Here is a 13,557-nt window from a genome sequence, read left to right as displayed (position 1 = left end):
GTACCTAATTTTGATCCAGATTTCAAATAACCATTAAAACAAACAGCATGAAAAATCTGGTCTTATTGGGGCGCATTTGTTTCGCACTGCTTTTCATCATGTCAGCATCCGGTCATTTTAGCGCTGAAACCATCAATAACGTTGCGGCCAAAGTACCCTTTGCAAGTGTATTGGTGCCATTGTCAGGTGTAATGGAGCTCCTAGGCGCATTGAGCATTTTATTGGGCTACAAAGCGAAATGGGGTGCCTGGCTTATTGTTTTGTTTTTGATTCCAGTGACCCTGACTTTACATCAGTTTTGGACCATTGAGGACCCGATGGCTCAACGAATGGACATGGTCAATTTTATGAAAAACATCGCTTTGCTGGGGAGCGCACTTTTGATTGGATACTTTGGCTCTGGGCCAATGAGCCTTGATGCGATTGTTCATAAAAAACCAGTGCTAGCGCACTAGTTTAGGGGAAAAAAGGAAGAAAGGGCTGCACTGGCAAGACCCTTTCTCCTTATTGCTCAATTTGAAACGTTGAGGCCAGAATTATTAAGTTAAAGGCATACCTTCGCAGTTCTGAATTCAGAGAAAACCAGTATCGATAAAACAGGGCTCCGGTGTTCACCTCAACTGAACTTTAGAACCCTGAAAACCTTGGAATCTTCAACCATGCCCGGCATTTACCTACACATCCCTTTTTGCAAACAGGCTTGTTACTATTGCAATTTTCATTTCAGCACTTCGCTGCGGCAGAAGGGGGCGATGGTTGAGGCTATTGTACGGGAACTGGAAGTGCAAAAAGACTATTTGCAAGGCGTACCATTGAGTAGCATTTATTTTGGTGGCGGCACTCCCTCCTTGTTGGATGCCAATGAACTGGAGCAGATTTTTTCCAAAATATACCAATTGCACAGCGTTCAAGCTGATGCTGAAATTACACTGGAGGCCAATCCAGATGACCTCAGTTTGGAAAAATTACAAGCCTTGCGCAATAGCCCGGTCAATCGTTTGAGCATTGGCATCCAGTCCTTTGCTGAGGAAGACCTGCGCTTTATGAATCGCGCCCACAATGCCCAGGAGGCAAGGGCATGTATTGAAAACGCCTTAGTCACGGGTTTTGAGAACCTTACCCTGGATTTGATTTATGGCGCGCCTACCACCAGCCACGAGCAATGGGCCAGGAATCTGGATACCATTTTTCAATATCCCATCCCACACCTTTCCGCTTATTGCCTGACCGTGGAGGCTAAAACAGCTCTCGATCATTTTGTACGCCAGGGTAAAGCTGCTCCGGTAGACGAGGAGCACGCCAACGCCCAGTTTTTGTACCTGATGGAAGCAACCCAGGCGCAAGGCTATGAGCATTACGAAATCTCCAATTTTGCCAAACCGGGCCGTTATGCCCGCCACAATTCCAGTTATTGGTTGGGCGAACCTTATTTGGGCATTGGTCCATCGGCGCATTCCTTCAATGGCCAAAGCCGACAGTGGAACGTAGCCAACAATGCCAAATATTTGAAAATTTTGACCGAAGACGATATTACTAAACTATCGGATACTGGGCTTTTTGAACTGGAAGAACTCAGCCCAGCTACCCGTTACAACGAATACGTGATGACGGGTTTGCGCACCATTTGGGGTTGCGATTTGCAAAAAATTGCTCCCGATTTTCAGACTTATTTTTTAGAGAACATTCAGCCTTTTATGGCCAAGGGCCAGGTGTTGGTTCAAAACCACCAATATCGTTTGAGCAATAGTGGCAAGTTTATGGCGGATTACATCGCTGCGCAGCTTTTTTTCATCGAAAATAATTGAGTGGTATTTGCACTTTGTGTTTATTGCTGCACGTTTCGATACCATTTACCACCAAAAACATACTCCAATGAGAATCCTATTGATTGGTTTTTGCGCCTTGTTTTTGTTCGCCTGTAGCGAGGAAAGCCACAAAAATGCCTACATCAAATCTTACAACGCTTTTATTGAAAAAATAGAAAAAGAAGCCCCCACTTTCACCAAAGCGGATTGGGAAGCTGCCGAAACCGAGCTGGATGAATGGACGGGGATCAAACGCCATGAAATCCAGGCGGCCTTGACCAATGAAGACGAGGAGTTTCTGAACAAATTAGACAATCGGTTTGAATACGCCTATGCTCAATTTTTGAAAGGCCGTATTTTAAATGGGCTCAACAAAACCTTAAAAGACGCCAAAAAGGAAATCCGCGAGGAAGTGGAAAAAATAGTGGAATGACCCACTTCCTCAAGCACTAAAATCACTGCGCCAACTGATCTTCTCCATTTACAGTAGTGCCTGAATGCCCCTAGCTTTGACAAAAATCAATAGCCATGACCACATTCAAGCGCACTTTGCTTGCCATGGACCTTAGCGTAATGGACCCAAAACTGTTGGAATGGGTGGGGGCCCTGGATAAAAAGCTCGGCTTTCAGAAGGTATATCTTTTGCATGTAATGCCCGACTTCAGCGCCCCTCAAAACGTTGACATTGAATTCCATTCCTTGTTTTCAGCGGATTACCCTGCCGATGAAAAAGTACGCGACAGACTGGCCGAAGATGTAGAAAAAGCATTGGGGAAACGACCTGGGCTGGAACTGTCGATCGAAGTTCGGGAGGGCAAACCCTATCAAAAAGTAGTGCACCTTAGCGCTGCAAAAGACATCCAATTGTTGGTTATCGGTCGTAAAAAACACAGCGAAGGCAGTGGCATCAGTGCACGTAGAATTACCCGTGCGGCTAAGTGTAATGTAATGGTAGTGCCTGAAAATAGTAAGGCCCAATTACACCATATTCTGGTGCCAGTGGATTTTTCAGCTTTATCGGCAAAAGCATTACGGATTGCATTGGATATTGCGTTGAAAAACACCGAAATTAAAGTCACTGCGCTGTATGTCATGGACTTACCGCCAAGCAATGCTTTCGATCGACCATATGCCAATGCTGGCCTACAACAACTATTGAAAAATGCGGCAAGAGATGCTTTTGAAAAATTCCTGACCGAATTTGCCGATAAAACGCCTTTTACCCTTGCCGAAGTCATTGTGGACAATACCTTCAACAACACGGCGCGGCACATCAGCAATTATGCCCAAACCCAGGATGTAGACATGGTAATCATGGGCGCACAAGGGCATAGTACCTGGGAAAACCTGTGGTTTGGCAGCGTAACAGAAAAAGTGGTCGAGACGGCAAATTGCCCAGTTTTGGTGGTTCGATGACGATTAGAATTTGGAGGATATGCCAAATTCTGTCCAATCTATTCTGTGTTCGATAGTATTACTTATCATTAGATCACGTAGCTTTGACCTTAGCCTTCTATGAGCAGAGTCCGCTCTGTTCATAAAGCCTGTTAATTTTGTCAAACGTTAATCGTGTATGTCCGAACAACAAATCAATGACGAGTTGCGTCAGCGACTCAAAAATTGGCCAGCTTTGTTTCATAAATACGCTCAGGCCAATACCAAAAAAGCAGTGCTGCAAATGATCACTACTTTTTTGCCTTATCTTGGGCTCTGGGCCTTAATGTACTGGAGTACCTATTATTCCTGGTGGCTTACTTTTGGATTGGCAGCCATCAACGCTTTTTTTCTCGTGCGCATTTTTATCATTCAGCACGATTGTGGTCACCGCTCTTTTTTAAACAACCAGACGGCCAATAAAATCATTGGTTGGTTTTGTAGTTTTTTCAGCACAATCCCTTATTCCTATTGGGCTGGGGTGCACAATTTTCACCATGGTCACAGCGGCCAGTTGGAGGTTGAAACCCGCGACATTGGCGATTTGATGGTGATGACCGTGGAGGAATTCCGGCAAGCTTCTTTCTGGCAACGTCTTGGCTACCGCATTTACCGTTGGCCCATCGTTACGTTTGTGATTGCCCCGGTGGTCTATCTAGGTTTGTACAACCGGATTCCATTGGTGAACCTAAGTGGCTGGAAAAAAATCCACACCCAATTGCACCTCAACAATTTAGCCTTATTGGTTTGTTACCTGTTGCTTGGTTGGGCGCTGGGTTGGAAGCGATTTTTGTTCATTCAGTTGAGCATTGTGTTCCTGTTTGGCATCATCGCCATGTGGTTCTTCTACGTGCAACACCAGCACGAAGATGCTTACAAAGAATGGAAGAGCAAATGGGAGTACGTGCTTTCGGCGGTTAAAGGAAGTACCTATTACAAATTGCCCCGCCTGGTACAATGGTTGACTGGCAATATTGGTTTCCACCATATCCACCACCTCAATTCCAAAATTCCGAATTACCACCTGGAGCAGTGTGCTAAAGACAATGCTTTCCTGGACAAATACATCACCACGGTGACTTTTTGGGAAAGTTTGAAATTGATGCACAACAAACTTTGGTGTGAAGAGACAAAGAGAATGATTACGTTCCTGGAGTTTTACCACCGGGAGTATGTGCGCAATTTGCAGATGCAGAGGGCGTAGTTTCACAAAGTGACTTTTTGAGCACAAAGGACACTAAGGAAAGCACAAAGGGCACAAAGTTAGACGTTGACGACGTTTTCTTTGTGCCCTTTGTGCTTTCCTTAGTGTCCTTTGTGCCAAAAAAATGTCGCTTTAGTATACTCAGCGTTAGCTAAAACTTGCCAGCTCCGCCTGCACTTTTTTCGGCAATTTAGCCTTCACCAAAGCATACGCTTTTTGAATATACGCCTGCCACTCCCCATCACTGAGGCAGTCAAAATCGCTTACCTGCACCCACTTGAATTTGGCCCCGCCGTAAGGCGCCGGGGCGATGCCCTCCCGCTCACAGATTTCCTCAAATTCCTCATCGTCCACCTTAAAATTGGCCTTATCCAGGTTCTTTAGATTAGAGCTGCAAAAGACCTTGCCCATCACCATGAAGCAGAGTTGATCGCCATATTTGATGCCCTCGCTGGTGCCGGGAAGGGAGAGGCATAGTTCGCGGAGTTGTTCGATGTGCATTCAATGGATTTGTTTTGGGAAAAAAGTCCGCAAGATTCGGGTTTTTATCCTCTTGATTATACCCGAATTTTGATCCATCAAATTTACAAGAATCCACCGTATGAAAACATTCATTTTGATCCACGGGTCATGGCATGGCTCCTGGAACTGGCACCGCGTTGTACCAATTTTGGAAAAGCTGGGCCATCGGGCTATCCCGATCGATTTGCCTGGCATGGGCCGCGACAAAACGCCGGTACAGGAAGTGACACTGGAAAAAAGTGTGCAAGCCGTTTGTGATTGTATCGATGCCATCGAAGGCCAGGTTATTCTGGTAGGCCATAGCAAAAATGGCATCGTAATTTCTCAGGTTGCTGAATACCGCCCCGAGAAGATCGAAAAACTGGTGTATTTGGCTGCTTACCTGATTCCCAATGGCAAAACCCAACGCGAATACTCCATTCAGGACACCGAAGGGGTGTTGAAACCTTATGTAAAACTGCAGGAAAATGGAAAAACTTCTACCCTCGATCCCGCCATTTACCACGAAGGTTTGTACGCTGATTGTGATCCTTACATTGAACAATTGGCGCGGGTACTGCTCAGCGCAGAACCGGTTGCATCGGGCATGACTCCCCTGCAACTAAGCCCTGAAAGATTTGGCTCCGTGCCCCGCGTGTACATTGAATGCACCTTGGATAAAGCCGTTACCCCTTTCATTCAACGCAAGATGTACACCGAAATGCCTTGCCAAAAGGTGTACTCCATTGAGACCAGCCACTCGCCTTTTTTTAGCAAACCTGCTGAATTGGTAGAGATATTACTGGATTTGTAAGCTCAATACCTACTCAATACGAATGCGGATTGGTAACATCATCTGCATTCGTACGGGCTGGCCTCGTTGTTCGGCAGGTAACCAATTGGGCATTTTGGCAATCAGTTTAAGGCATGCATCGTCAATGTCTGGATGAATACTTCTTACGATTTTGGGAGAAGTAATTTTCCCTTTTTCGTCTATAATAAATTGAACAACTGTCATCGTACCAGAATAACAGTCCTTAGATTTTGGTGCCAATTCTAGGTTTTCAGCAATAAATTTCATCAATGCCGTGCCTCCTCCCGGAAAAGAAGGCATATGCTCTGTAATAAAAATACAACCTGGCAGGTGCTCTTTGTAAATACTTTCACTCAACTGACGCAACAACAATACATTATCACTCGCTACATTGGGATTGTACTTCACCCAGGCCGCGAACTCAGCACTCACGGGCTGGCCATGAATATAAGCAGGCCGCCAGCCTTCGCTTGAAATTATCTTGTTAAAAACGCGCAGCACGGCACTGTCCAATAAGGGATTCAAACCTTCGATGACCTCAAAATCATACAAAGTTCCATCCGCATTGACATGGATTTTGATTTTGACGTATCCGCTATCCGCCAATTTTTCCGCAGGCCATTCCAGGTTGGCGTAGGTCAGAGTGGCCAGGCATTCGCGCGTACAGCGCAAGATCTCCTGCTCACTCAACGCAGGATCGTAACAACCCGGCCAGACCGGGAAATGCAGGGTATCCAGTGGCGGTGGTGGAGCATTCAGAAGCTCTTCATGCTGGGCGAAAAGTAAAAGTGGAGTCAGGAGTAGCACTGCTAAACTGTGGACTCGGTTGGTTCTTTGTTTCATTCCAGGCGAAATCTGATGGGTAAATTCATTTCCATTGCTATTGGAGTACCGTCTTTGGTCGTGCCGGGCAGCCAATTGGGCATTTGTTGTACCACTTGAATACTCATTGCATCACAAGCTGGATGTAAACTTTTTGCGATTTTGGTTGAGCTTACTTTCCCGGTTTTTTCAACCATAATTTTTACAACGACAATACCCTCAACACATGAATTTTCAAGCTCTTTAGGCCATTCTAAACGGTCTGCAAGAAATCGCATCATTTGTTTATGCCCACCAGGGTAGCTTGGTAAATAATTAGGATAGCTGGATATAGGACAAATAATGTCTGTGGAAGAAGCTTCTTCACAAGGTTCAGGAGACATCGGTGCCTCCACATCCTCCAATAACTCACACGACGATAGCACGAGCAGTAGCGCCAGGCTACTCACCCCAGGAAGGTTTATCCGCATTGTTTTGGAATTGAAGTTGAATGTATATCTGAGTAGATGAAGTGTCTTCCTGTTTTGGTGGGCGACACCCATTTTTTGTAAAAATCAAGCCCCAAAATTTGCACAAATCAAAATAAAAACTAGTTTTGTAACTGGTTACGTAACTTTAATTAAAAACACCCTGCTCATGTCATTTTTCGAACAAACTGGCAAAAAAGCCATTGGCACCCGCCTGCGGCGATTGAGTGAATGGATCACCGAGGACGCTGCCCAGATTTACACCCTTTACGGCGTGACCCTTCAACCCAAGTGGTTCCCGGTGTATTATGTCCTCTCTGGTGGCGAAGCAAAAACCATCACCAGCATCGCCGAAGAAATTGAACATTCCCATGTTTCAGTCAGCAAGATCATCCGCGAAATGGCGAAAAGTGGCTTGATTACCTTTGGCAGCGACGAGAATGACGCCCGCAAAAACCTGGTCAGCCTCTCCGAGCTAGGTTTGGCCATCAACGATAAAATTGCACCTCAATTTGAAGATGTAGGCAATGCCATCGAAGCCATCATGGCCCAAAGCAACCACGACTTGTGGAAGGCCATCGAAGAATGGGAGTTTTTGCTCAGCCAAAAATCATTGTTGCAGCGGGTGATTGAGCAACGTAAGGCACGGGAAAGTCAGTCTGTAAAAATTGTGGACTACACCCCCGTTTATCAACAAGCATTTCGGGACTTGAACGTCGAGTGGATTTCCAAATACTTCAAAATGGAGCCTGCCGATTACCAGGCTCTGGATCACCCTCAAAGTTATATTTTGGACAAAGGAGGGCATATTTTGGTGGCTTTGTACCAAGATCAACCCGTGGGCGTATGTGCTTTGATCAAAAAGGACCACCCGGTTTTTGATTACGAATTGGGAAAAATGGCCGTGAGTCCGGCGACCCAAGGCAAAAACATCGGTTTTTTACTCGGCAAAGCCATTCTGGACAAAGCCCGTGAGCTTGGTGCCAGAAACGTTTTTTTGGAAAGCAATACCCTGCTCAAACCAGCGATTGGTTTGTATTACAAGTTGGGTTTTGAAAAAATCAGCGGTTATCCTTCGCCTTATGAGCGGAGTAATATTCAAATGATGGTGGAGTTGTGAGTGCCTAAGTGCTCAAAGGCTAAAGCGACATTTTATTAGCACAAAGAAAAAAAGAGGGCACAAAGAACACAAAGTTAGACGTTGACGGCGCCTTTCTTTAGCCCCTTAATCCACACCTCTTTCCTCATCCAAATGGTCATAATCCCCATGCCAGGCGTAGTAGCCCATCAAGGACATGCCTGCGGCAATCGGCACAAAAATTGCCAGGATGATGATCCAGAAAGTATAGGTCTCCTGGGTTGGGGGAACGGCCGCATTGGGCGACAATTCGCGCATGGCTTGCATTACCCCAAAAACGATGCTGGCGGGGCCCAAAACCATCCAAACCAGCCCAAGTATTCTTTTGATTGAGTTCATTGCTTGTTTGTTTTCCTGAAAATTAAAAAGCTCTTCTGCCTGCCTGTGCTGTTTTACAGTACAATGATCAGCAAATCAATCCCCAACGTTTGGATCAACTTTGTTCGACAAGTAGATGGCCCCGATCACAAAACACAGCGCCGCAACGATAATGGGCCACCACAAACCCGCGTAGGGATCACTCATGCTGGTAGTCAAGCGGGTGGCAATATAAGGCGTCAACCCACCAAAAATCCCGTTGCCAATGTGATAAGGCAGCGACATCGAGCTGTAGCGAATGCGGGTCGGGAAAATTTCCACCAGGAAAGCTGCAATTGGCCCATAAACCATCGTTACATAAAGCACCTGAATGACAATCAGGAAAATCATCATCCAAAAACCATTGGAGCTAAGCGTCACTTCCTTGGTGATGACTGGCTTGGGCACCGCCGCCGCAGCATCGCTCAGTTGAGTTGTTTTGGTCGTTTCTTTATAGCTTGTTCCGTCGGTGTAGGCTTTGCTGATCACGGTGGTGGTCAAAGTTCCACCTGCTACATTTTCGGTACTATTCGTGCTGGTGGTTTGAGCCGTGATTTCCTGCTTTTGAGCCAGATCTGCAGTAGTGAACATCGCATGGTAGATCGGGCGGTATGTCACAATGGCCAGCAACATCCCCGCCAGCATGATGAACTTGCGGCCAATTTTGTCGCTCAACCAGCCAAAGAGCACGAATGCTGGTGTTGCAATAGCCAGAGCAATCAGGATGATGTTGCGCGCCTGGACAAATTCAATGCTACAGGTTTTTTCAATAAAGGAAAGTGCATAAAACTGACCCGTGTACCACACCACACCTTGCCCCATAGTAGCCCCAAACAAGGCCAGCAACACCATCTTCATATTGGCGCGTTTGGTGAAAGAGTCCTTAAGTGGATTCGCGGATACCTTGCCTTCCGCCTTAATTTTGCGGAACAGTGGCGACTCGTTCATGCGCAAGCGGATGTAGATTGAAATACCGATCAAAAAGGCCGATACGATGAAAGGAATCCGCCAGCCCCAATCGCCAAAACTGGCCACACCCATGGAGTTGCGGGTCAACAGGATCACCCCAAGGGCCAGGAACAAGCCAAGCGTGGCCGTGGTTTGAATCCAGCTGGTGTAATACCCGCGTTGATGGGCGGGCGAGTGCTCGGCCACATAGGTAGCCGCTCCGCCGTATTCACCGCCCAGGGCCAAACCTTGTAACAAACGCAAGAGCAACACCAGCAACGGTGCCGCAGCGCCTATGGCTGCATAACTTGGCACCAAACCAATGGCAAAAGTAGAGCCACCCATGATGATCAGGGTCAGCAAAAAGGTATATTTCCTACCAACCAGGTCACCCAAGCGGCCAAATACCAAAGCGCCAAAGGGTCGAACGACAAAGCCCGCCGCAAAAGTGGCCAACACCGAAAGGTAGGCTGCCGTAGGATTGGTGGCTGGAAAAAATTTGGTAGAAATGATCGACGCCAATGCGCCAAAAATGTAGAAGTCGTACCATTCGATCAAGGTACCTACCGATGAGGCCAGGATAACTGCCCGAATGGTTTTTTTCTCTTCCGTGGTCAAGTCCACGGGTTTTGCGGTTGATGTGCTTGTCATGTTTATAGTTTCAATAATTTTCAAGGTTAGTAAATAAATTTGATTCACCCAAATAACCATTCGGCGTTTTGTAGTCTTTTTTGTAAACAGTAAAAATGCAACAGGAAATAAGTAGTGCAGTTTGCCTACCTTTGCGCAGTTTTTATCAAAAATGTCATGCAAGAAATATCCAACGCACAAAAACTCCGCCTGGAGTTGTTATGGTGGTTGCTTACCGGGTTGTTTTTGGCCCTGGTATTGGCGCCCGTCTATCTATACACGGAGGGCTACCCTTTTTGGCGGATCAACATCATTTACATCGTCACCTTTATTACCGTAGCGCGGTACATTTTTTTATTGCGCACCACCTTTTTGGCCAAAATCCAGTGGTTAAAAGTGGCGTTGATTTTTTTGACCATCCCGGCCGCTTTTTTGCTCATTCAGGAAATGAACCGCTTTCAGGTTTTTCTGGATTACAACGAACCGGAAGATTTAGTGGGATTGCTGCCCATTGAAACCTCCCGGGCCATGGTGCAATACGTACGCAATGAGTTCATTTTGTTTGGTGTAGGCAGTGTCATTGCCCTGGCGATTTTGCCTTTTCGAATGATTCGTTCGGTGTGGCGGTACCGGAATACGGGGCAGCCGTAAGACTAAGACAGGGAAGAATTGATAAATTTGGAGGAAATATTGCCTAACTGCTCCATCCATTTCCCCTCCATCTTTGTGTCATCAAAAAACAGATTTACCACCATCAAAAATCTAAAACGATGACACACTTCAATGTTCCAACCCGTGACCAAGTTTCGGCCAACAATCAGGCTATTTTTGACAATTTGCAAAAAAACCTCGGGTTCGTCCCCAACTTATATGCCACTTTCGCACTGAATGAAACCGCATTGGCAGATTACCTTGCCCTGCAAAACCGCAAGAGCACCCTGCGTGCAAAAGAACGGGAAGTAATCAACCTGGTAGTAAGCCAGGTCAATGAATGTTTGTATTGCTTGAGCGCCCACACTGCTTTGGGTAAAATGCATGGTTTTAGTGAGGATCAAATTTTAGAAATCCGTACAGGCGAAGTTACTTTTGATGCCAAATTGGATGCACTAGCCAAATTTGCAAAAGACCTGACCATCAAGCGGGGTAAACCTTCACCTGAATCCATTGAAAGATTATTGGCAGCCGGCTATACTCAAGCCAACGTTGTTGACATCATTATTGTAATTGGAGACAAAATCATCTCTAACTTTTTGCACGGTGTCACACAAATTCCGATCGATTTTCCAGTTGCTGTCGAACTGGACGCAGCCTTGGTTTAGGTTGTTTAAAGGAAAATTGGTAAGGATAGAGGCAAAATTGGTAAGTGAGACTGCTGATTTTGCCTCTAATTTTGTGGTATCAAAAAAGTCAAGTCATGTCTACCAAAATCAGCATCAAAAATCTCCCCACTGGTTTTCAATCGGTAATTTCGAATGGTCGTCATTCCATTGTAAGTGATGAGCCCATTACCAGTAAAGGTACTGACCAGGGTTTTTCACCTGAAGATTTATTGTTGGCGGCATTAGCAGCGTGTAAAGTAGCAACCGTACGGTTCATTGCGCGTAAAAATGGTTGGGAAATTCGGGAAGTTGATGCCCAGCTCGAAATGTCGGTTAAACGCAACCCTGATCGAAGTTTGGCCCCGCAGGTACAAGTTGCACTCCACATTGAAGGTGATCTTAGCGATGATCAGCGCAGTGAGCTTTTTAAACAAGCCGATAACTGTTATATTCATCGCATGATTAAAGGGGAGTGGGAGATTGCAGAGGCGACTCCATTTGCTCCAAGTACTCCTGTGACTGCCTAAAACAACCTTATGCGTTACGAATATCGAGAGTCGGCGGTGGGTGGCCAATTCATCATGACGGTTGGCCAGGCCGATTTTACCCGTTATTTTTTTCAGGAACAAGATAAAAAATTCAACGCCCTCATTTGGAACCGGGGCAAATCGCAGCAAATTGTGGTGGACGAGCTGGCCTTTGAAGTACCTGAAAACACTTTTATTGCCCTCAATGTTAGCCATTCTTTTCGCCTTGAGCGTTCGGAGGATGCGGTTATTTGGCAATTCAACCGCGAATTTTATTGCATTATTACCCACGACGCGGAGGTTTCTTGTTCAGGTTTGTTGTTTTATGGCTGGAGAGAAACCTATCCTATTTTTTTGGATGAGAAACTTACCCGGAGCTTTAGCCTTCTCGTAGAGGTTTTTCGCGACGAATTTGAAACGCGGGACAATATTCAGGGTGAGATGTTGCGGGTACTTCTCAAACGCCTAATCATCAAATTAACCCGGCTCGTCAAGGAGCAATCTGCTGTTGGGCAGTTGAATAATCCGGATTTGGACACCATTCGACAGTTTAACCTCCTGGTGGAAAACAACTATAAAAAAATTCACCAGGTTCAGGATTATGCCAACCTGATGTTCAAGTCGCCCAAGACCCTGAGCAATTTGTTCTCAAAATTCAGCGATAAAAGCCCTTTGCAAATTATTGCCAATCGCATTTTTTTGGAAAGTAAAAGATTAATCTTGTACACAGATCTGTCGGCGAGTGAAATTGGGTATGAACTTGGTTTTGAAGAACCTGCTCATTTTAGCCGTTTTTTTAAAAAAATGGCCGGGCAGACCCCCTCAGCTTTTAAAAAGGAGTCCATGAATCTACATTAGTTAGTCCTTTTAACGCATCCCCTTCGCTCCCAAATAAATCAAATACTGCGCCACAATGTAGGTGAGCATAATGGCAAAAGACGCCTCCGCAAACGGGCTGGCGAACTTATTCACGGCGATCAAACTATCCGAAAGCACAAACAGAATGGTGCCGATGCTCAAATAACTCTTGGCAGGCACCGCCAGGAGGTTCCATAAATTGTGTGCGCTTGAGGTCATCACAATGATCACCAAACTATACGCTGTAACCGGAATCCGCAAATCGCCCAAACCCAGCCAAAGGATGTACATCAAAATGCCCCAAAACAACAAAAAGGGCAACAAGAGCCAGGGCTTTTGTTGAATCAGCCCCGTACGTTTGCCTTTCCAGTGCCAAAAAGCCGCTATAAAAAACAAGTGTGCCACCAAAAAACTCCCCAGGCCCAGGATGAAAAAAGGCACATCTTGCCCCCAGGCGCTCGAAACCATCATCAAGAGCAAATCTCCAAACCAGGAAAAAAGGAAGGCTCCGGCGATTAGACGATCAAAACGGGTTTTGAACGCGGTCACAGATTGCCAGGCCAACAACAAAGGCAGCAGCAAAAGGGGCTTGGTTGCATAATTGAGCATACTGGAATCAAGAACGGTAGAGGCTAAATTGCCAATGGATGCGATGGCAAAGACGAGCAGGATGGTTTTTTCTCTGGTTTGCATGGCAGGACTGATTTGTGTGATTGGGAAGGCTAAGATGAAA

Annotated in this window: 17 protein-coding genes; 11 read left to right on the top strand and 6 right to left on the bottom strand. The window is 45.9% G+C overall.

Annotation, left to right across the window (positions count from 1 at the left end; translation table 11 throughout):
• The first annotated feature begins 47 nt into the window (after nt 1-47).
• The 5 genes from ACO08K_RS12775 to ACO08K_RS12755 all read left to right on the top strand — a co-directional run bounded on the left by ACO08K_RS12775 (nt 48) and on the right by ACO08K_RS12755 (nt 4,443).
• Nucleotides 48-455, top strand: coding sequence for a DoxX family protein (locus tag ACO08K_RS12775; RefSeq protein WP_421796787.1), 408 nt, complete (start codon nt 48-50; stop codon nt 453-455).
• 189 nt (nt 456-644) lie between these two features.
• Nucleotides 645-1,805: a radical SAM family heme chaperone HemW gene (gene hemW / locus ACO08K_RS12770; protein ID WP_421796786.1), complete on the top strand. Its 1,161-nt coding sequence runs from the start codon at nt 645-647 to the stop codon at nt 1,803-1,805.
• Between the two features lie 67 nt (nt 1,806-1,872).
• A complete protein-coding gene (locus ACO08K_RS12765) occupies nt 1,873-2,238 on the top strand; it encodes a DUF6565 domain-containing protein (protein ID WP_421796785.1) in 366 nt (121 codons plus the stop codon).
• Between the two features lie 95 nt (nt 2,239-2,333).
• Nucleotides 2,334-3,221: a universal stress protein gene (locus ACO08K_RS12760; RefSeq protein WP_421796784.1), complete on the top strand. Its 888-nt coding sequence runs from the start codon at nt 2,334-2,336 to the stop codon at nt 3,219-3,221.
• Nucleotides 3,222-3,378: 157 nt separating this feature from the next.
• Nucleotides 3,379-4,443: a fatty acid desaturase gene (locus ACO08K_RS12755; RefSeq protein WP_421796783.1), complete on the top strand. Its 1,065-nt coding sequence runs from the start codon at nt 3,379-3,381 to the stop codon at nt 4,441-4,443.
• 147 nt (nt 4,444-4,590) lie between these two features.
• On the opposite strand, the gene ACO08K_RS12750 is transcribed toward ACO08K_RS12755, so the two are convergent.
• Nucleotides 4,591-4,944, bottom strand: a complete 354-nt coding sequence (locus tag ACO08K_RS12750; protein WP_421796782.1) for an MmcQ/YjbR family DNA-binding protein — start codon at nt 4,942-4,944, stop codon at nt 4,591-4,593.
• A 100-nt stretch (nt 4,945-5,044) separates the two neighbouring features.
• Here ACO08K_RS12750 and ACO08K_RS12745 point away from each other — a divergent pair, with 100 nt between their 5' ends.
• Complete coding sequence (locus ACO08K_RS12745) at nt 5,045-5,758, top strand: alpha/beta fold hydrolase (RefSeq protein WP_421796781.1); 714 nt, start codon at nt 5,045-5,047, stop codon at nt 5,756-5,758.
• Nucleotides 5,759-5,767: 9 nt separating this feature from the next.
• Here the strand turns inward: ACO08K_RS12745 and ACO08K_RS12740 are convergent, their stop codons facing one another.
• Together ACO08K_RS12740 and ACO08K_RS12735 are read right to left on the bottom strand one after the other, a co-directional pair.
• Nucleotides 5,768-6,601, bottom strand: coding sequence for an energy transducer TonB (locus tag ACO08K_RS12740; protein WP_421796780.1), 834 nt, complete (start codon nt 6,599-6,601; stop codon nt 5,768-5,770).
• Nucleotides 6,598-7,050 carry a TonB family protein gene (locus ACO08K_RS12735; protein WP_421796779.1) on the bottom strand — a complete coding sequence of 151 codons (453 nt, stop codon included), beginning with the start codon at nt 7,048-7,050 and terminating at the stop codon, nt 6,598-6,600. Before ACO08K_RS12735 ends, ACO08K_RS12740 begins: the two co-directional genes overlap by 4 nt.
• Before the next feature lie 166 nt (nt 7,051-7,216).
• Between ACO08K_RS12735 and ACO08K_RS12730 the strand changes: the two genes are divergently transcribed.
• The gene (locus tag ACO08K_RS12730) at nt 7,217-8,167 is read left to right on the top strand and encodes a bifunctional helix-turn-helix transcriptional regulator/GNAT family N-acetyltransferase (protein ID WP_421796778.1); all 951 of its coding nucleotides are present in this window, start codon (nt 7,217-7,219) and stop codon (nt 8,165-8,167) included.
• Nucleotides 8,168-8,272: 105 nt separating this feature from the next.
• Here ACO08K_RS12730 and ACO08K_RS12725 read toward each other — a convergent pair whose 3' ends face one another.
• Both ACO08K_RS12725 and ACO08K_RS12720 read right to left on the bottom strand, forming a co-directional pair.
• Complete coding sequence (locus ACO08K_RS12725; protein WP_421796777.1) at nt 8,273-8,524, bottom strand: DUF6814 family protein; 252 nt, start codon at nt 8,522-8,524, stop codon at nt 8,273-8,275.
• A 75-nt stretch (nt 8,525-8,599) separates the two neighbouring features.
• Nucleotides 8,600-10,141 (bottom strand): MFS transporter, encoded by a 1,542-nt coding sequence (locus ACO08K_RS12720; RefSeq protein WP_421796776.1) that lies wholly within the window; start codon nt 10,139-10,141, stop codon nt 8,600-8,602.
• A 156-nt stretch (nt 10,142-10,297) separates the two neighbouring features.
• Here ACO08K_RS12720 and ACO08K_RS12715 point away from each other — a divergent pair, with 156 nt between their 5' ends.
• The 4 genes from ACO08K_RS12715 (at nt 10,298) to ACO08K_RS12700 (ending at nt 12,824) form a co-directional block, all read left to right on the top strand.
• Nucleotides 10,298-10,771 carry a hypothetical protein gene (locus ACO08K_RS12715; protein WP_421796775.1) on the top strand — a complete coding sequence of 158 codons (474 nt, stop codon included), beginning with the start codon at nt 10,298-10,300 and terminating at the stop codon, nt 10,769-10,771.
• Between the two features lie 119 nt (nt 10,772-10,890).
• The gene (locus ACO08K_RS12710) at nt 10,891-11,439 is read left to right on the top strand and encodes a carboxymuconolactone decarboxylase family protein (protein ID WP_421796774.1); all 549 of its coding nucleotides are present in this window, start codon (nt 10,891-10,893) and stop codon (nt 11,437-11,439) included.
• A gap of 95 nt (nt 11,440-11,534) precedes the next feature.
• Complete coding sequence (locus tag ACO08K_RS12705) at nt 11,535-11,966, top strand: OsmC family protein (protein ID WP_421796773.1); 432 nt, start codon at nt 11,535-11,537, stop codon at nt 11,964-11,966.
• Nucleotides 11,967-11,975: 9 nt separating this feature from the next.
• On the top strand, nt 11,976-12,824 hold the full coding sequence (locus ACO08K_RS12700; protein WP_421796772.1) for a helix-turn-helix domain-containing protein: 849 nt from the start codon (nt 11,976-11,978) through the stop codon (nt 12,822-12,824).
• A gap of 9 nt (nt 12,825-12,833) precedes the next feature.
• On the opposite strand, the gene ACO08K_RS12695 is transcribed toward ACO08K_RS12700, so the two are convergent.
• On the bottom strand, nt 12,834-13,517 hold the full coding sequence (locus tag ACO08K_RS12695) for a lysoplasmalogenase (RefSeq protein ID WP_421796771.1): 684 nt from the start codon (nt 13,515-13,517) through the stop codon (nt 12,834-12,836).
• Between the last annotated feature and the right edge of the window lie 40 nt (nt 13,518-13,557).

The organism is Haliscomenobacter sp., from assembly GCF_965225875.1.
Taxonomy (GTDB): Bacteria; Bacteroidota; Bacteroidia; order Chitinophagales; family Saprospiraceae; genus Haliscomenobacter.
The sequence above is the reverse complement of the archived record's forward strand: the minus strand, read 5'-3'. Positions and strand labels throughout refer to the sequence as shown.